Source organism: Roseococcus sp. (assembly GCF_965227005.1).
Taxonomy (GTDB): Bacteria; Pseudomonadota; Alphaproteobacteria; order Acetobacterales; family Acetobacteraceae; genus Roseococcus.
On record NZ_CBDDFJ010000021.1, the window covers coordinates 222,510 to 238,650 of the forward strand.

Sequence of the window (16,141 nt, forward strand, 5' to 3'; positions counted from 1 at the left end):
CTCGGTCCTGGCGAAAGCAGAGAGATGTTGTGGGGGCGGGCATAAGACAAGCCGTGCGACTTGTCTCGCGCTTCAAGGGTCCAGCCGAAGAACGGCCACGTCATGGCCCAAACCGTTGAGGAATCGCAATAAATCGGCGGGGCGCAGACCGACCGACGCCGTGTTCACCAGCGGATGGAACCAGGCGAGATCGGGCGCCTCGGCCAAGGCGGCGTCCAGCACCACCCGGACCGAGCCGGGCGGCGCGTTCACCAGCCCGAAGGGCGTGACGCTGCCGGGGGTGACGCCGAGGGTCCCGACCAGCGCCTCGGCCGGGGCCATGCTCACCTTGCCCCAGCCGGCCGCCCGGGCCAGGGCGTTCACGGACACCTTCCGCTCGGCCTCCAGCACGGCAAGCGCATAGGGGCCCTCCCCCTTTGCCGGAGCGAGGAAGAGGTTCTTCGAATGCGCGCCGGGCATCCCGTCGCGGACGGATTCGGATTCGGCAACGGTGAAGACCGCCTGGTGCGCCACGTGGCGGATCTCGATGCCGGCCGCGGCGAGGCGGGCCAGCAGCCCCTCGGGCGTTTCCATGAACTCAGGCCGCTCCCGTCTCGAATCCGGTCCGGCGGGGATCCCGCCGGACCGGTCGCGTCGATCAGCCCTTATAGGCGACCGTGTTGGAGACCTGCTCGCCCAGGCCCTCGATACCGACCTTGAGCTGCTGGCCGGCCTTGAGGAACCACGGGGTCGGCTTCTTGCCGAGGCCCACGCCCGGGGGCGTGCCGGTGAAGATCACGTCGCCGGGGAAGAGCGTGATGCACTGGCTGACATAGCTCACCAGCTGCTTCACGCCGAAGATCATCGTCTTCGTGCTGCCGTCCTGCTGGCGGACGCCGTCGACATCGGTCCACATCTTGAGGTTCTGCGGATCGGCGACCTCATCCTTCGTGACCATGTAGGGGCCCAGCGGGCCAAAGGTCTCGAAGCCCTTGCCCTTGTCCCAGGTCGGGCCGCGCTCGGCCTGCCATTCGCGCTCGGAGACGTCGTTGCCGACGGAATAGCCGGCCACATGGTCCATCGCGGCCTCTTCCGTCACGTAGCGGGCGGTGGTGCCGATGACGATGCAGAGCTCGCATTCCCAATCGGTCTTCACCGAACCCTTGGGGATGATGATGTCGTCGAAGGGGCCGTTCAGCGCGCCGAGCGACTTGATGAAGACGATCGGCTCCTTCGGCAGGGCCGAGCCCGTCTCCGCCGCATGGTCGGCGTAGTTCAGGCCGATGCAGATCAGGTTCTTCATGCCCGTGACGGACGAGCCGAGGCGCGGGCTGCCGCTGACGGCGGGAAGGGTGGAGGGATCGACGGAAGCGAGCTTCTTCAGCGCGCCGGGCGAGAGCGCATCGCCGTTGATGTCGGGGACCAGCGCCGAAAGGTCGCGAATGGTGCCGGACGCGTCGAGCAGGCCGGGCTTTTCCTGGCCCTTGGGGCCGTAGCGAAGCAGCTTCATGATGATTCCTCCGTGAAAGCGGGCGAAGACTGCACGGGAAAGCGCGGGACGCGAAGTCCCGCGCGCCCTGCCTATTCCGCGCGGATGCCGGCGCGGCGGATCAGCTCGCCCATCCGGTCGTATTGGGCGACGTTGCGCGCCTGGTACTCCTCCGGCGTGCCGGGCAGCGGCGTCGCGCCCAGCTCCTGCAGGCGCGACGCCGTCTCCGGCCTGGAGAGGCCCGCGCGCAGCGCCGCATTGGCGCGCTGGATCACCTCGGGCGGCGTGCCCTTGGGCGCCACGATTCCGAACCAGGCGGTGACCTCGTAGCCCGGCAGCGTCTCGCCGATCGCGGCGATCTCGCGCGCGCCGGACCAGCGGCCCGTCGAGGTCACGCCGATCGGCACCAGCGCGCCGGAGCGGATATGCGGCAGGATGGAGGGCAGGTTGTCGCAGCCGAAATCGATGCGGCCGGGCAGCAGGTCCACCATCATCGGCGCGCTGCCGCGATAGGGGACGTGGGTCGCCTCGATCCCCGCCATCAGCCGGAAGAGCTCGGCCGAGAGATGGGTGGAGCCGCCGACGCTGGTCTCGCCGTAGGAAAGCCGCCGCTGCTTGGCCAGAGCGATCAGCCCCGCCGCGTCGCGCACGCCCAGGCTGGGATGCGCGGCGATGAGGTTGGGCACCTCCGCGATCTGGCCGATCGGCAAGAAGTCCGTGCGCGGGTCGTAGCCGGAATTGCTGTAGAGATGCGGGTTGATGGCATTGGTGCCCGGCGAGCCCAGCAGCAGGGTGTAGCCATCGGCGGGGCTGCGGAGCACGGCCTGGGCGGCGATGTTGGAGCCGGCGCCGGGACGGTTCTCGATGACGAAGGGTTGGCCCAGGGCCTCCTGCAGGATCTGGCCCGCCACGCGCCCGAGAATGTCGGTGGTGCCGCCGGCCGGAAAGCCGACGAAGATGCGGACGGGCTTGTTGGGCCAGGCGCCCTGAGCAAGCGCGGGCGTGGCCAGCAGGGCGGCGGGCGTGGCCAGCAAAGCGCGGCGTGACGTTTTCATCTTGTCCTCCCGGGGACGATTTTCCGGAAGTATCGGGAGGCGCGGAGCGCGCTGTCAAACCGGCGCGTTCCTCAGAAACTCATGCCGATCCCGAAGGACGCGCCGGTCACGCCGCCATCTCCGAAGAAGTAGCGCCCGATCAGCCGCACCCGGCTGAGATTGAGCCCCATCGCGCCGACCTCATACCGCCCCACGTCGAACTCGATGCCGCCGCCGATCTTCACCGCCCAGGCATAGCCCAGCGCCTGCCGCTGATCGCCGAGATAGGCGGTGCCCGAGCCGTCGATCACCCAGCGCACCGGCCGCCCGAAGGCCTCCCAGCCGGTGGGCCAGCGCAGGCGCGACCAGAGGCCGAGCGTGCGCGGAACCGAGCTGCCGCCGATGCCCGATGGCGTGTCGCCGAAGCTCTGCAGCCGGAGCTGCGTGTAGCGCAGCTCGACATCGATATCCCGCGCCGGCGTGTAGTCGTAATAGGCGAGCATCAGCGAGGCGCCGAGGCCGTAGACGTTCATGTGCTTGTCGGTGAGCGCGGAGAGATCGGTGCCGCGGCGGTAGTCGACGAAGGCGCCGAAGATCGACGCATCGGTGGCCGCGATGCCCAGCGAGCCGTTCAGGATCGGCCGCAGCCAGAGATTCTCGGCGAGGCGGATGTCGTAGCCGATGCCCAGCGTCGCCGTGATGTTGTTCCAGCGCAGTGGCAAGGCGCGATCCTCCGCCCCGCTCGTGAGATAGGCGCGCGGATCGTAGCGCGCGATGCCCAGATAGGCTTCCAGGAAGACCGGCAGGGACTCGCTCGCCGTGAAGCCGAAGCCGAACTGGCTGAGCTGCAGGGCGGTCGCGCCATCGCCGCCGGCATGGCCGGAGCCGCGGTTGATCACCAGCGAATTGGTTGAGCCGTCGGGCGTCATATTGTAGCCCATCAGCCCGAGCACGCCGCCGCTCCTGGGCTGGAAGGTCGTGCGCATCTGGGCGAGGCGGTCCTGGACCTGATTCGGCTGCGCGGCCGCGCCAAAGGCCGCGACCAGAAGCCCGATGGCCATGCCGAGGAAACGACCCCAGGCCAAATTCATCCACCCTCGCGAAGCGCCAGCGCGGCGCGCCGCAGCTGATCCTCGGCGATGCGGACCTCCTGCACCACGTCCTCGCGCGTGACGCGGCCGGCGCGGCCCTTGAGCAGGGCATGGCCGGCGGCGACCTGGGTCAGGATCTCGTCGTATCGAAGGCGCGCGGCGGCCTGGGCGGCGAATTCGTCGTCGCGCCGGCGGGCCCATTCGCGCAGCACCTGGCGTGCCGCCGCATCGCCGCTCCTGGCCTCGATCCCGGCATAGAAGGCGGCCGCGTCCTGGCGCGCCGGGGTCTCGTCCCCGATCCGGTGCGCGACGGCGTTCCGCAAGGCGGAGACCAGCGCCTGCACATGCGGATCGGCGGCCTGGATGTTGTCGCGCAGCATCGGCGCCTGGGCGTTGGTGCGATTGGCGTGGCGCAGCAGCAGGCCGAACGCGGTGATGGCCTGACCACCCATGGGCGATCCCAGCGCGGCGCGCGCCGCGAGCTCCACGAAGGGACTCTCGCGATAGGGCAGCACGCCATCCGAAGCGAGCGTCGCGATGGCCCGGAGGTAGGTGACCAGGGCCTCCTGCATGGCGAGAATGCCGTCATCGGCACCGGGCGACGGAAGGATCGCGCCGCCGGCCACCCGCGGAAAGTCCACCGCGCGGCTCGCGGTCGAGGCCCAGTCGCGCACGGGGGAGTAGTCGGGCGCATTGCAGCCGGCGAGCGCGAGCGAGGCCCAGAGGACAAGGGTGCCGCGCATGGATGGGGCCTTCCTAGGGATCATGGCGCCGGCGCGCGGCGGGCGTCGATGGCGCGCTGGAGGCGATCCTCGGCGTCGCGAAGCTGAAGCTCCGTCGATCGCTGCCGGATCTGCCCGGCGCGGTCCGCCAGCACGGCCTGGCCCTCGGCGATGCGGTCCAGCACCGCAAGATACCGCGCGCCGGCCGCCTGCCCTTCCGCGACGAAATGCGCGTCCCGCTCCAGGAGCGCCTGGCGCAGCGCCGGATCGCCCACGTCGGGAACCCCCGCGTCCGGAATCGGCGTCCGCGCGGGCATGGTCACCGTGCCGGACAAAGCGGCGAGCAGGATCCGCACGGGGCCATCGGCCGCCCGGATCGTCCGGGTCAGCCGCCGGTCCTCATAGGCGGGCACCGGGCCGGAATTGTCGCGCGGGAGCCAGCGTGGGGGCTTCTCGTCGCTCGCCGCGCGCAGCACGCGCCCGAGCTCGGCGATCGCCTGCGCGGCCCGCGGCTCGGCCACCTTCTCCGCAAGTCCGGCGAAGCGCGCCTCGTCGAAGGTCAGATCCGAACCGTCCCACAACACGCCCAGCGCCTGGAAGTAGATCGAGAGCGCCTGCCGTAGGGCGCGGGCCGCCTCGGGCTCCGCGACGCCGGGCCGGGCGACGGCGATGCCGGCGGTTCCCGACCAGTCCCGCACCGCCGTGTTGAGCGGGAGCGCGCAGGCGCCGAGAAGCGCGGGCAGAAGCAGCCAGAAGCGGAATCCGAGCAAGCGGCGAGCCATCCCCTGCAAGCTCATGACACGAGGCGCGGAGTGACGAAGAAGCGCCGTCGCGTCAAGCGCTTCGCGACGCTACAGCGTCCACCCGCCATCGATGACCATCGCCTGGCCGGTGACGAAGGTGCTCTCGTCGCTGGCGAGATAGACGACCAGCGCCGCCATCTCCTCCGCCGTCGCCAGCCGTCCCATGGCCTGGCGCGCGATGAAGGCCGCGCGCGAGGCCTCCAGCCCGCCCGCCGCCGAGGCATTGGCCGCGATGCGGTCGCCCAGGCTCGGCGTGTCCACGGTTCCGGGCGCGAGGCAGTTGCAGCGCACACCCTGAGTCACCGTATCCGCCGCGATGGCGCGCGTCATGCCGATCACCGCCGCCTTGGTCGTGCCGTAGACGAAGCGGTTCGGCGCGCCTTTGATGCTCGAGGCGGCCGAGGCCATGTTGATGATGCTGCCATGCCCCGCCGCCAGCATGCCCGGCAGCGCCGCGCGCAGGCAGCGCCACATGGAGCGGACATTGAGGCCGAAGGCGAAGTCCCACTCGTCGTCCGTGCAGGTCAGCGCCGTGTTCTGGTGCACGAAGCCCGCGCAGTTGAAGAGGATGTCGAGCGTGCCGGCCCCTGTGATCGCGGCCTCGACCGCGTGGTCGTCCAGCACGTCCAGCGCCATCACGGTGATGCCATGGGCCTCCAGCCCCGCGAGCTTGGCGGCCTCGCGGTCGGTGGCGATGACCGAGGCGCCTTCGGCGGCCATGGCCAGCGCGCTGGCGCGCCCGATCCCCTGCCCCGCCGCGGTCACGAAGGCGCGCTTGCCCGTCAGACGTCCAGCCATGATGGTCCTCCCTGCGTTTATTTCCGCATTCCCGCGCTGGAAGCGACCCGGCGTCAACCTTTGGCGAGTTCGGTATCCAGCGCCGAAGCCAGGTCGAAGAACCGCCGGCGCACGCCGTGAGAATAGGGGTTGGCCTGCTCGATGGCCCGGAACACCTCCGGCGCGTCGTGGCGGACCATGCCCACGGCCTGGAGGATCAGCTCGAAGCTCCGCGTCGTCATGCGGCTGGGCAGAGGCTCCATCTGCACGAGCACCTTCGCGACGAGATGGGTCAGGCCCTGCACCATCGCGGCCTCGCGGTCATGCGCCTCCGGCGTGGTCAGGATGACGTCCAGGCCCAGCACCTTGCGCAGGAAGGCCGCCACCCGCGGCGCGCGCTTGCCGCGGACCGGGCAGACGGCGATCTTCAGGCCCCGGATGCCGTCGCGCGCGCTTTGCGGCCCGAAGAGCGGGTGGGTCGCGACGATATCGGCATGGGCAGGCAGTCCGCGGCGCATGATCGCCGCCGGGTTCACCTTCACCGAGCCGACATCGAGCACCAGCACGCCCCGCCGCAGATGCGGCCCGATGGCGCGCACCGTCTCCTCCATGGCGCCGACGGGCATGGCGAGGATCACGATCGGGCAGGAGGCGGCCGCCGGCAGATCGACCTGCATCACGCCCTCCATTCCCGATCCAGGCGCAGGATCGTAGGCGCATAGGGAAAAATGCGGCGCGAGGTGCCGGGCCATCAGTCGCCCGAAGGCGCCGAAGCCGATGATGCCGATGTCGCTGTTGGGGAGCACGTCAGAACCTCTGCAGAAGCAGCGAGGCCAACGGAATGTCGTGAAATCAACCGCTGGCGAGGCAGCGGTTGATGGATGACACAGATCACCCCGCCGCTAGGACAGCGGCGCGTAATACAGCCCGGAGAGGGTGGAGATCGTCGTCACGCGGCGCAGGTAAGCCCAGCGCGGCATGGGCGTCAATATTGGCGGAAGATCCATTGGTCGAGCGTGACACCGGCCCATTCGACCGTCCCGTCCCTGACCGCGCCGAGCTTGCGGGCGACATGGGCCGAGGCCGTGTTGGCCGAATCGATATTTCCCGTGACGCGGTAGGGCCCATGCGCTTCGGCGAGCCAGTCGAGCGCGAGCCTCACGCCCTCCGTGGCATAGCCGCGGCCCCAGCAGCGCGGCGCCAGCGCATAGACCAGCAGCGGATGGGCGCCGCCGTAGGGGTGGAAGAAGCCGAGCCGACCCACGAACCCCTCGCCGTCCTCCGCGATCATCATGCCATAGCCGCGCAGCGCCCATTGCCCGAGCGCGCCAGCCATGCGGTTCCAGACGTCGGCCGCGGAAGGCGTCGCCCCCTCGTGCATGAAGCGCATTGCCTCCGGGTCCCGTGCGAGGGCGAGCAGATCCGCATGATCCTCCGCGCGCATGCCCCGCAGGGTCAGCCGGGCGGAGCGGAGGACTGGGATCGTCACCGAGGCTGCTGCTTGTCGCGGCGCCAGATGCGCCAGATCTGCCAGAGGAACAGCACGCCCACCAACAGGACCAGGCCCTTGCCGATGGGGTCGATCCAGGGTTCGAGCTGATTATAGCCCTCCTCCAGGACGTAGCCGACGATGGTCAGCGCGCCGACCCAGATGGTCGTGCCCAGGGTGGTCCAGGCATAGAAGGTCTTGCGCGGCATCTCGATGAGGCCGGCCGGGATCGAGATCACGGTGCGGATGCCGGGCATGATCCGGCCGAGGAACACCGCCAGCGGCCCCCAGCGGCGCAGCGTCTCCTCCGCCTTGTCGAGGTCGGACGACTTCACGCCGATCCAGCGGCCGTATTTCTCGCAAAGTCCGCGCGTGCGGGCCGCGCCGAAGGCCCGGGCGAATTCGTACCAGAACATATTGCCGATGACCGTGCCGAAGATGCCGGCCAGGATCACCAGGGTGACCGAGAGCTCGCCCCGCGCGGCGGCGAAGCCGGCGAAGGGCATGATGAGCTCGGAGGGGATCGGCGGGAACAGGTTCTCCAGGAACATCAGCCCGATGATGCCCACGTAGCCGGCCGCCGCGACCCAGCTCGTGATGAGGTCCATCATGGCGTGGCCACCCGGTAGAAGCGCAGCGTCACGCGCCGACCGCGCGTGTAGTTCAGACCATCCACGGAACCCATCTCCTCCACGCGCAGCCCAAGCCGCGCGGCTTCCCGGCGGAAATCCGCCTCGGCACGATCACCCACGGCCACCACCCTGCCCGGCTCGGCGGACAGAAAGATGGCGGCATCCTCCCCGCGCCGCAAAAGCCGCAGCCCGCCGCCGACATGGAACAGCGTCGAAGGCTCGGCATGGCCGGTGATGCCGAATTTCTCCGAGGGCAGGCCGGGCGCGGCGCGCTCCAGCAAGGCCTCGATCCGCGGGGCGATCCAGATCGCCTCGATGCGCGGGAAGGTCAGCTGCATGACGCTGACATAGAGCGGGATGGCGGCCACGACCGCGACGGCCGCGGCCCGTGCCCAATGCCCGCGCCCGATCTCGCGCCAGGTCAGCCAGATCAGCAGCGCGGCCGCCGGCAAAGCCAGCAGCGCGCCCAAAGGCTCATGCCCGGTGACGGCCCAGGGCACGGCCACGGCCACCAAGGCGAGGCCCAGCGCCACGCCCGCCACGGCGAGCTTCGCGGTCCAGCGCAGCCAGCGCGGCGGCTCGCGGCGCAGCGGGTCCATGGCCCAGACGGCGCCCAGCAGCATCAGCGCCGGATAGGTCGGCATGGTGTAGTGCGGCAGCTTGGTCGCCACCGCCTCGAAGAGCAGCCAGGTCGGCACGATCCAGGCGAGGAGGAAGCGGATGGCGGGCTTGCGGCGCTCGGCCCAGCTCTGCCGCAGCGACAGCATCACCAGGAAGCCGGCCGGGAAGGCCGCGATCAGGAAGGTCAGGACATAGAAGCCGGGCGGGCCCCAATGCTTCTCGTCGCCGGCGCCGACCTTGCCCAGCATGTCGCCGCCGATGGCCTGGGAGAAGAAGCGCCCCTCGGTCGCGATGCCGATCGCGATCATCCAGGGCAGCACCATCGCCACCATGACCGGCACGCCCCAGGTCAGGCGCAGCGGCCGCAGCCAGGGCGCATGCAGCCAGGGGCCGCCGGCGCGGCGGTCGCAGACGGCCAGGGTCAGCCCCGTCAGCAGCGGGACCATGGGGGCGATCGGCCCCTTCAGCAGGACGCCGATGCCCAGGATCACCCAGAAGGCCAAAGCCTGCCGCGCGGTGAAGGCCTCGGGCCGCAGATAGGCCAGGCCAAAGAGGCCCATGGCGCCGGTCACGGAGGCGAGCAGCGCCGCATCGGTCTTGGCGATATGGCCCTCGACCATCAGCACCATGCAGCCGGCGAGCATGGCGGCCGCCAGCATCGCCGTGCGCCGACCGACCAGCCCGCGCCCGAACTGGAAGGTGGCCAGCACGGCGAGGATCGCGCCCAGCAGCGAGGGGATGCGATAGGCCCAGATCTCGCGGCGGTCGCCCAGGCCGGTCAGTTCCAGCAGATGGACGCTGGCCGCCTGGGCCCAATGGATGCCGACGGGCTTCTTGTTCCGCTCCTCGTCGCCGACGCGGATGTGAACGTAGTCCCCCGTCTCGACCATCTGGCGCGAGGCCTGGGCGAAGCGGCTCTCGTCGCGGTCCGTGGCGGGGATGTTGAAGAATCCCGGCAGGAAGAGCGCCAGGCAGAGCAGAACGAGCACCAGCCGAGGCCAGCGCTGGGCCGCGCCGCTGGCCGTGTCGAGCCAGGAATCCAGCCGCGCCGCGCTCATGCGGCGGGGTGGCTACGGAGGGAGCGGAGGGGCGGCATGTTGCGGCGCGTCTAGCATGTGAGGAGGCGCGCGGCCATAAACCGCCGGATGAGCATCTCACCTGCCCGCCTTGTCGCCTCGCTTCTGCTGGAATCCGTCCTCGAGCAGCAACGCACGATGGAGGACGCGCTGGACGCGATCCCCTCCAACATCGAGGCGCGCGACAAGGCCTCCGGCCACCGCATCGCCGCCGCCGTGCTGCGCCGGATTGGCAGCATCGACGCCGCGATGGAGCCCTGGCTGCGCCGCGAGCCCCCCAAGCCCGCCCAGCGCGCCCTGCGGATCGGCGCGGCGGAGCTCCTGCTGCTCGGGACGCCGCCGCATGCGGCCGTGGCCTCGGCGGTGTCGCTGGCGCCCAAGCCCCTGGCGGGCCTCGTGAATGCCGTGTTGCGCCGGGTCTCCGAGGCCGGGCCGGCCGTGCTGGAGGAGATGGACCCGCGGATCGATACGCCGACCTGGCTCTGGACGAGCTGGCATGCGGCGCATGGCTCGGCGGTGCGCGCCATCGCGGCGGCGCATCGGATCGAGGCGCCGCTGGATCTTTCCCTGAAGCCCGGCGTGGCGGCCCCCGAGGGCGCCATCATGCTGCCCACCGGCACGGCGCGGATGCCGGCCGGCACGCGCATCACGGAGCTGCCGGGCTTCGCCGAGGGACATTTCTGGGCCCAGGACGCCGCCGCCGCCTTGCCAGCCCGGCTGCTGAACGTCCGGCCAGGCGAGCGCGTGGCCGATCTTTGCGCCGCGCCGGGCGGCAAGACCGCGCAACTCGCGGCGCTGGGCGCCGAGGTCGTGGCGGTGGAGCGGGATTCCAGCCGCATGAGCCGCCTGCGGGAGAACATGGTCCGCCTGCAGCTCGGCCCGGAGCTGGCCAATGCCGATGTGCTGAAGTGGCGACCGGGCGAGCAGTTCGACGCCGTCCTGCTCGACGCGCCCTGCACGGCCACCGGCACCATCCGCCGCCATCCGGACCTGCCCTATCTCAAGCAGTCCAAGGACATCACCAAGCTCGCCGCGCAGCAGCGGCAGTTGCTGGAAGCGGCAGCGCGGCTGCTGAAGCCGGGCGGGCGGCTGGTCTTCGCCACCTGCTCGCTCCAGGCCGAGGAAGGCGAGGCGCATCTGGCCCATCTGCCGGAAGGGATGCGCATCGACCCGATCCGCGACGAGGAACTGCCGGAAATCGGCGCGACCGCGCAGGGCGCCATGCGGACCCGGCCGGATATGTGGGCCGACCAGGGCGGGATGGATGGCTTCTTCGCCGTCCGTCTCGTGAAGGGCTAGGAGCCCTTCCGGCCAGACGGACTAGCGGCGGCGACCGTAGCCGCCGCGATATCCGCCCCAATAACCGCCTCGTCCACCCCAGTATCCGCCGCGATATCCACCCCAATATCCGCCATACCCGCCATACCCGCCATAGAACCCTACACTGGGGCCATAATAGTAGGGATAGGGATAGAAGGGCGCGGGATAATAGGACCCCGCGTAATAGGGAATGCTCGCCGCCCTCGCCGGTCCGGCCTGGATGGTGTTGCCATAGGCCGTCATGCACTGGGCATAGACCGTGTCGAATTGCGCTTGCATCTCATAACCCGTGCCGGCGGCGGCATTTGCGCCGACCGCGCTTCCGGTGACGAGACCCGCACCCGCGCCGATGGCCGCGCCCGCGCCCGGATTGCCGGCCGCGGCCCCGATCAGCGCGCCGGCCGCCGCGCCCACGGCCGTTCCGACCACAGCGCTTCCCACCGCCGCATTCGTCGCCTGCGAGGGATCGACATAGCCGATGGCGAGGCCGGCATTGCGCTGGCAGGCCATGTCCTCGCGCTGGAACAGCGCGAAGTCCTTCCCCTGGGGAGGAAGCGCCATGAGCGTCGGGCCGGAAGGCGGCGGAACCGCGCAGGCTGACAGGCCCGCCAATCCCAGGATCATCAGATTTTTCATGGCTGTCCTCGCAGGCCGAATTCCGTGCTTCGGATATAACTTCCCAGGCACGAAGCGGCAGCGGCGGTTACAAAATTTCATGGCTGTTCCGCGCGATATCTACCCCACGCCCGGCGGCAGCAGCGACACATGGGCGGCGACGATCCGCCAGCCCTCCGGCGTCCGCAGCCAGCTGTGGCTCTGCCGGCCGACCCGATCCGAGCCGTCGCGCAGGAAGGTCGTATTGGCCGTGGCGAAGTCCCGGCCATAGGTGGTGACGACGGTCCGCAGCAGCTTGCGGGTCAGCCCCTGGGAGGGGCGGCTGGCACGGAATTCCGCGATCTCGGCATAGGAGAAGAGGTTCTCCGTCACCCCGAAGCGCAGCGTGTGCTCCTCGTTCCAGAAGAGCTCGTCCAGCACGGCCACGTCGTTGCTCACCAGCGCCGCTTCGTAGCGATGGAAGGCGGCGGTGACCTCCGCATGCACCTCGGGGATATTCACGTCGTGCATCAGTTCTTCCTCATCTTCCTCAAAGGGGGGGCGAAGCGCGGACACTCATTCTTCTCCAGCGCGGCGGCCGTGCGGAAGAGGGGCGTCTCCGCCGGGGCATAGGTGCTGGGTCGAACTCGGGCAGGGGTCCTTCCTGCGGGATGGACCTCCCCGGGAGGGCTGGACGGAAGGCGAGAATCGCCCTGGTCGCGCCTTTCCCGCCTCACCTTGCGCTTTTGCGGGGCAGGCTTGCCGCCCTGATGGGCAGTCGCGCATTGACCCTGAGCCATCCCCCTGCCATCCCGAGGCCCATGTCCGCCGATCCCTCTCTCCGCTCCGTTCGCGCCTGGCCCTTCGAGGAGGCCGCCAAGCTCGCTGACCGCATGGCCGCCTCAGGGAAAAAAGAGGCGCTGTTCGAGACGGGCTACGGCCCCTCGGGCCTGCCGCATATCGGCACCTTCGGCGAGGTCGCGCGCACCAGCTGGGTGCGCGAGGCCTTCACGCGGCTGACCGGGATTCCCTCCCGCCTGCTCGCCTTCAGCGACGACATGGACGGGCTGCGCAAGGTCCCGGACAACGTGCCGAACAAGGAGATGCTGGCCACGCATCTCGGCAAGCCGCTCACGCGCATTCCCGATCCCTTCGGCACCCATCCCAGCTTCGGCCAGCACAACAACGCCCGCCTGCGCGCCTTCCTCGACGAGTTCGGCTTCGACTACGACTTTGCCTCCAGCACCGACTACTACGCCTCCGGCCGCTTCGACGCGGCCCTGCTGCGCATGCTGGCCCTGCACGAGGAGGTCCGGCAGGTGATCCTGCCCACCCTCGGTCCGGACCGCCGCGCCACCTACTCGCCCTTCCTGCCCATCCATCCCAAGACCGGCGTGGTCATGCAGGTGCCGATGGAGGAGACCCGCCCCGAGGCCGGGACGATCGTCTGGCGCGACCCCGACACCGGTGAAGTTTTCGAGACAGCGGTCACCGGCGGCGCCTGCAAGGCGCAGTGGAAGGCCGACTGGGCCATGCGCTGGCACGCGCTCGGCGTCGATTACGAGATGTCGGGCAAGGACCTGATCGACAGCGTCAAGCTCTCCTCGAAGATCTGCAAGGTGCTGGGCAGCGAGCCGCCCGTCTCCTTCACCTATGAGCTGTTCAACGACGCCGCCGGCCAGAAGATCAGCAAGAGCAAGGGCAACGGGCTCACCATCGAGCAATGGCTGGAATACGGCCCCCCGGAGAGCCTCGCCTGGTTCATGTTCGCCTCGCCGGGCAGCGCCAAGCGCCTGCACAAGGAGGTGATCCCCCGCGCGGTGGACGACTGGATCGCGAACCTCGCCAAGCTGCGCGAGAATCCCGACCCCTCGAATGCCGCCTGGCACATCCATCGCGGCCATCCGCCGAATTTCTCACCGCCGCCGGTCTCCTACGCGACGCTGCTGAACCTCGCCGGCATCGCGAACACCGATGATCCGGACCGGCTCTGGGCCTATCTGAAGAAGTATCATCCGGAGCTGTCGCGCGAGGCCGAGCCCCTGCTCGACCGCCTGGTCCGCAATGCCTGCGCCTATTGGCGCGACTTTATCGCCCCCGAGCGCAAGTTCCGCGACGCCACGCCCGAGGAGGCCGCCGCCATGCGCCGCCTCGTGGAGATCCTGCGCGAGCGCGCACCGGAATTCGACGCCCTGCCCCCCGGCCCCCAGCGCGAGGCCGCCCTGCAGGAGGCCGTCTATGACGCCGGCCGCGAATTCCCCGCCTTCCAGACGCCGGCCAAGGATGGCGGGCGCCCCGGCGTCGGCCGCGCCTGGTTCAGCGCGCTCTACGAGGTGCTGCTCGGCAAATCCGAGGGGCCGCGCTTCGGCGGCACCATCGCGGTGATGGGCGTGGTCGAGGCCTGCGCCCATATCGAGCACGCCCTGGCGCGGGAGAGCGCCACGGCGTGAAGGCGCTGCTGCCGTTCCTCAAGCGCCATGGCGCCACCGTCTTCGGGCTGATGCTTCTGGTGGCGGCCATCTGGGTCGTCCAGCGCGAATTCCGCAGCCTCTCCATGGCCGACGTCATGCGCGCGATGGGCGAGATCCCGGATTCCGCGCGCTGGCTGGGCGCGGGGCTGACGGTCGTCGCCTACCTCGTGCTCGCGGCCTATGACTGGCTGGGCGCGCGCTATGCCGGAAAACCGTCGAGCTGGGGGCGGGCGCTGGTCGCCTCCTTCTGCGGCTATGCCCTGGCGCATAATCTCGGCTTCGCGGCCGTCTCGGGCGCGGCCGTGCGCTACCGGCTCTATTCGGCCTGGGGCTATTCGACGCTCGAGATCGGCAAGGTCATCGGCTTCACCTCGCTGACCTTCGGGCTCGGTGGCATGGCACTGGGCGGATGGGTGCTGATCCTGGAGCCGGAGGTCCTGCCCTGGGTCGGGACGCATCTGCCGCATTGGGTGCTGCAATCGCTGGCGATCCCGCTGTTCGGCATCGTCCTCTCCTACATCCTGTTGAGCCGCTTCCGCCGCACCGTGACCGTCTTCGGCCATGTGGTGGAACTGCCCGGGACGCGGATGGCGATCGCGCAGAGCCTGCTCGCCACGGTGGACGTCGCGGTCACGGCGGCGATCTTCTATGTGCTGCTGCCCCCGGTGGAGGGGCTCACCTTCATCCGCTTCGTCGGCATCTACCTGGCCGCCTATGCGGCGGGCATCGTGGCCAGCGTGCCGGGCGGGCTCGGCGTCTTCGACGCGGCGATCGTCATCGGCCTCGCCCCCTATATGGGCCCGGCGGAGGTGATCGGGGCGCTGCTGGTCTTCCGGCTCTACTACTACATCGTGCCGCTCTTCATCTCGGGCCTGCTCTTCGCGGGCTTCGAGATCAGCCAGCGCCGCAACGCCCTGTCGCGCTTCACCGCGCTCGGTTCGGGCGCCATGCCGCTGGAGGTGCCGGTGCTCACCGGCCTCGTGGCGCTGGGCGGCGCGCTGCTGATCTTCCTGGGCTCGTTGCCGGTGGACGAGTTCAAGGAATGGGCCGGCTACGAGGCCGCCATCGCCTCGCAATTCGCCGCCTCCATCGTCGGCTCGCTGCTGATGGTGATGGCCTTCGGCCTCGCCCGGCGGCTGAACATCGCCTGGGGCGCGGCGCTGGTGCTGCTGGGCATGGGCGCCCTGATCGCCTGGCTGCGCAACGAGGCCTGGTGGACCTGGGGCATCTTCCTGCTGGTCGCCGGCGTGCTGGCCACCATGCGCCAGGCCTTCTACCGCGACAGCCGCCTGCGCGCCGAGCCGCTCTCGCAGGAGATGCTGCTGCCCTTCGCCGCCGTCGCGATCAGCGGCGCGGCCATCGCGCTCTTCGCCAATGCCAGCCGCCTGCAGGACGACTACTGGTGGGAGGTGGCGCTGACCTATGGCGCGCCCATCCAGCTCCGCTTCGCCGTCGGCATCACGGGGCTGCTGCTGCTCATCGGCATCGTGCGGCTGCTGCGGCCGGCGCGCATCCGCCCCGCCGCCTATGACGGCACGCAGCGCGCCCTGCTGGCCGCGCTCGGCGGCACGCTGCCTGCCCAGGCGGATGGCGTGCTCTGGGGCGAGGCGGCCCGCGCCGGCTTCGCCTTCTCCAAGGCCGGCCCCATCTGGATCGGCCATGGCGATCCGGCCGGCGATGCGCGCGATGCCGTCTCGGCCATCTGGCGCTTCCGCGATCTGTGCGAGCGCAACGGCGCGCGCGCGGCCTTCGTCGGCGTGGGCCCGGCCTATCTGCGCATCTATGCGGATACGGGCTTGCAGACCCTGCCGGACCCCAAGTCGCCGGGCCGGTTCGTGGCCTGCCATGCCGAGCACGACATGGCCGTGCTGATGGATTACTGCGGCGGTCCGGCGGAATCATCCGCGGCGCCGGTTGCGGGCTGACCTGCCTCGCCCATTTAGGTCAGGATTGATGACGGGAACAACGGGGCCGAAGCCCCGGGGAAGCAAGCTCCAGGAAATTTGAATCTGATCGCGGCCGGGGATCTCCCGGTCGCCGAGG

16 protein-coding genes are annotated in these 16,141 nt (G+C 70.0%); 3 read left to right on the forward strand and 13 right to left on the reverse strand.

The features are described 5' to 3' along the window. Window positions 1-72: 72 nt before the first annotated feature. The 11 genes from ACO057_RS12220 to ACO057_RS12270 all read right to left on the reverse strand — a co-directional run bounded on the left by ACO057_RS12220 (window position 73) and on the right by ACO057_RS12270 (window position 9,695). Entirely contained in the window at window positions 73-573 is a 501-nt protein-coding gene (locus ACO057_RS12220) for a prolyl-tRNA synthetase associated domain-containing protein (RefSeq protein WP_421992048.1), read from the reverse strand. Window positions 574-637: 64 nt separating this feature from the next. Next, complete coding sequence (locus ACO057_RS12225; RefSeq protein ID WP_421992050.1) at window positions 638-1,489, reverse strand: fumarylacetoacetate hydrolase family protein; 852 nt, start codon at window positions 1,487-1,489, stop codon at window positions 638-640. A gap of 71 nt (window positions 1,490-1,560) precedes the next feature. Continuing rightward, window positions 1,561-2,523: a Bug family tripartite tricarboxylate transporter substrate binding protein gene (locus tag ACO057_RS12230; RefSeq protein WP_421992052.1), complete on the reverse strand. Its 963-nt coding sequence runs from the start codon at window positions 2,521-2,523 to the stop codon at window positions 1,561-1,563. 71 nt (window positions 2,524-2,594) lie between these two features. Continuing rightward, window positions 2,595-3,587: a hypothetical protein gene (locus tag ACO057_RS12235; RefSeq protein WP_421992054.1), complete on the reverse strand. Its 993-nt coding sequence runs from the start codon at window positions 3,585-3,587 to the stop codon at window positions 2,595-2,597. A 2-nt stretch (window positions 3,588-3,589) separates the two neighbouring features. Beyond that, complete coding sequence (locus ACO057_RS12240; RefSeq protein WP_421992056.1) at window positions 3,590-4,336, reverse strand: hypothetical protein; 747 nt, start codon at window positions 4,334-4,336, stop codon at window positions 3,590-3,592. 20 nt (window positions 4,337-4,356) lie between these two features. Further along, entirely contained in the window at window positions 4,357-5,097 is a 741-nt protein-coding gene (locus ACO057_RS12245) for a hypothetical protein (protein WP_421992058.1), read from the reverse strand. A 69-nt stretch (window positions 5,098-5,166) separates the two neighbouring features. Further along, the gene (locus ACO057_RS12250; protein WP_421992060.1) at window positions 5,167-5,916 is read right to left on the reverse strand and encodes an SDR family oxidoreductase; all 750 of its coding nucleotides are present in this window, start codon (window positions 5,914-5,916) and stop codon (window positions 5,167-5,169) included. Window positions 5,917-5,969: 53 nt separating this feature from the next. Continuing rightward, window positions 5,970-6,701, reverse strand: a complete 732-nt coding sequence (locus tag ACO057_RS12255) for a prephenate dehydrogenase/arogenate dehydrogenase family protein (RefSeq protein ID WP_421992062.1) — start codon at window positions 6,699-6,701, stop codon at window positions 5,970-5,972. Between the two features lie 179 nt (window positions 6,702-6,880). Beyond that, window positions 6,881-7,384, reverse strand: a complete 504-nt coding sequence (locus ACO057_RS12260) for a GNAT family N-acetyltransferase (RefSeq protein ID WP_421992064.1) — start codon at window positions 7,382-7,384, stop codon at window positions 6,881-6,883. After that, complete coding sequence (locus ACO057_RS12265) at window positions 7,381-7,995, reverse strand: DedA family protein (RefSeq protein ID WP_421992066.1); 615 nt, start codon at window positions 7,993-7,995, stop codon at window positions 7,381-7,383. The genes ACO057_RS12260 and ACO057_RS12265 overlap by 4 nt, the downstream gene beginning before the upstream one ends. Beyond that, complete coding sequence (locus tag ACO057_RS12270) at window positions 7,992-9,695, reverse strand: ArnT family glycosyltransferase (protein WP_421992068.1); 1,704 nt, start codon at window positions 9,693-9,695, stop codon at window positions 7,992-7,994. The genes ACO057_RS12265 and ACO057_RS12270 overlap by 4 nt, the downstream gene beginning before the upstream one ends. A gap of 87 nt (window positions 9,696-9,782) precedes the next feature. Between ACO057_RS12270 and ACO057_RS12275 the strand changes: the two genes are divergently transcribed. After that, window positions 9,783-11,012 (forward strand): RsmB/NOP family class I SAM-dependent RNA methyltransferase, encoded by a 1,230-nt coding sequence (locus tag ACO057_RS12275; protein WP_421992070.1) that lies wholly within the window; start codon window positions 9,783-9,785, stop codon window positions 11,010-11,012. Window positions 11,013-11,033: 21 nt separating this feature from the next. Here the strand turns inward: ACO057_RS12275 and ACO057_RS12280 are convergent, their stop codons facing one another. Next, window positions 11,034-11,657, reverse strand: coding sequence for a glycine zipper family protein (locus ACO057_RS12280; protein WP_421992072.1), 624 nt, complete (start codon window positions 11,655-11,657; stop codon window positions 11,034-11,036). Window positions 11,658-11,768: 111 nt separating this feature from the next. Next, entirely contained in the window at window positions 11,769-12,158 is a 390-nt protein-coding gene (gene hpxZ, locus ACO057_RS12285) for an oxalurate catabolism protein HpxZ (protein ID WP_421992074.1), read from the reverse strand. Window positions 12,159-12,448: 290 nt separating this feature from the next. Here hpxZ and ACO057_RS12290 point away from each other — a divergent pair, with 290 nt between their 5' ends. Beyond that, window positions 12,449-14,077, forward strand: coding sequence for a lysine--tRNA ligase (locus ACO057_RS12290; RefSeq protein ID WP_421992076.1), 1,629 nt, complete (start codon window positions 12,449-12,451; stop codon window positions 14,075-14,077). Beyond that, window positions 14,074-16,023 carry a lysylphosphatidylglycerol synthase domain-containing protein gene (locus ACO057_RS12295; protein WP_421992078.1) on the forward strand — a complete coding sequence of 650 codons (1,950 nt, stop codon included), beginning with the start codon at window positions 14,074-14,076 and terminating at the stop codon, window positions 16,021-16,023. Before ACO057_RS12290 ends, ACO057_RS12295 begins: the two co-directional genes overlap by 4 nt. The last annotated feature ends 118 nt before the right edge of the window (window positions 16,024-16,141 follow it).

What these genes read in the sequence shown, in the direction of transcription:
- ACO057_RS12270 (WP_421992068.1), bottom strand. Translation starts at nt 9,695, where the DNA reads ATGAGCGCGGCGCGGCTGGATTCCTGGCTCGACACGGCCAGCGGCGCG.
- ACO057_RS12245 (WP_421992058.1), bottom strand. Translation starts at nt 5,097, where the DNA reads ATGGCTCGCCGCTTGCTCGGATTCCGCTTCTGGCTGCTTCTGCCCGCG.
- ACO057_RS12225 (WP_421992050.1), bottom strand. Translation starts at nt 1,489, where the DNA reads ATGAAGCTGCTTCGCTACGGCCCCAAGGGCCAGGAAAAGCCCGGCCTG.
- ACO057_RS12265 (WP_421992066.1), bottom strand. Translation starts at nt 7,995, where the DNA reads ATGATGGACCTCATCACGAGCTGGGTCGCGGCGGCCGGCTACGTGGGC.
- ACO057_RS12280 (WP_421992072.1), bottom strand. Translation starts at nt 11,657, where the DNA reads ATGATCCTGGGATTGGCGGGCCTGTCAGCCTGCGCGGTTCCGCCGCCT.
- ACO057_RS12240 (WP_421992056.1), bottom strand. Translation starts at nt 4,336, where the DNA reads ATGCGCGGCACCCTTGTCCTCTGGGCCTCGCTCGCGCTCGCCGGCTGC.
- ACO057_RS12250 (WP_421992060.1), bottom strand. Translation starts at nt 5,916, where the DNA reads ATGGCTGGACGTCTGACGGGCAAGCGCGCCTTCGTGACCGCGGCGGGG.
- hpxZ (WP_421992074.1), bottom strand. Translation starts at nt 12,158, where the DNA reads ATGCACGACGTGAATATCCCCGAGGTGCATGCGGAGGTCACCGCCGCC.
- ACO057_RS12220 (WP_421992048.1), bottom strand. Translation starts at nt 573, where the DNA reads ATGGAAACGCCCGAGGGGCTGCTGGCCCGCCTCGCCGCGGCCGGCATC.
- ACO057_RS12290 (WP_421992076.1), top strand. Translation starts at nt 12,449, where the DNA reads ATGTCCGCCGATCCCTCTCTCCGCTCCGTTCGCGCCTGGCCCTTCGAG.
- ACO057_RS12230 (WP_421992052.1), bottom strand. Translation starts at nt 2,523, where the DNA reads ATGAAAACGTCACGCCGCGCTTTGCTGGCCACGCCCGCCGCCCTGCTG.
- ACO057_RS12275 (WP_421992070.1), top strand. Translation starts at nt 9,783, where the DNA reads ATGAGCATCTCACCTGCCCGCCTTGTCGCCTCGCTTCTGCTGGAATCC.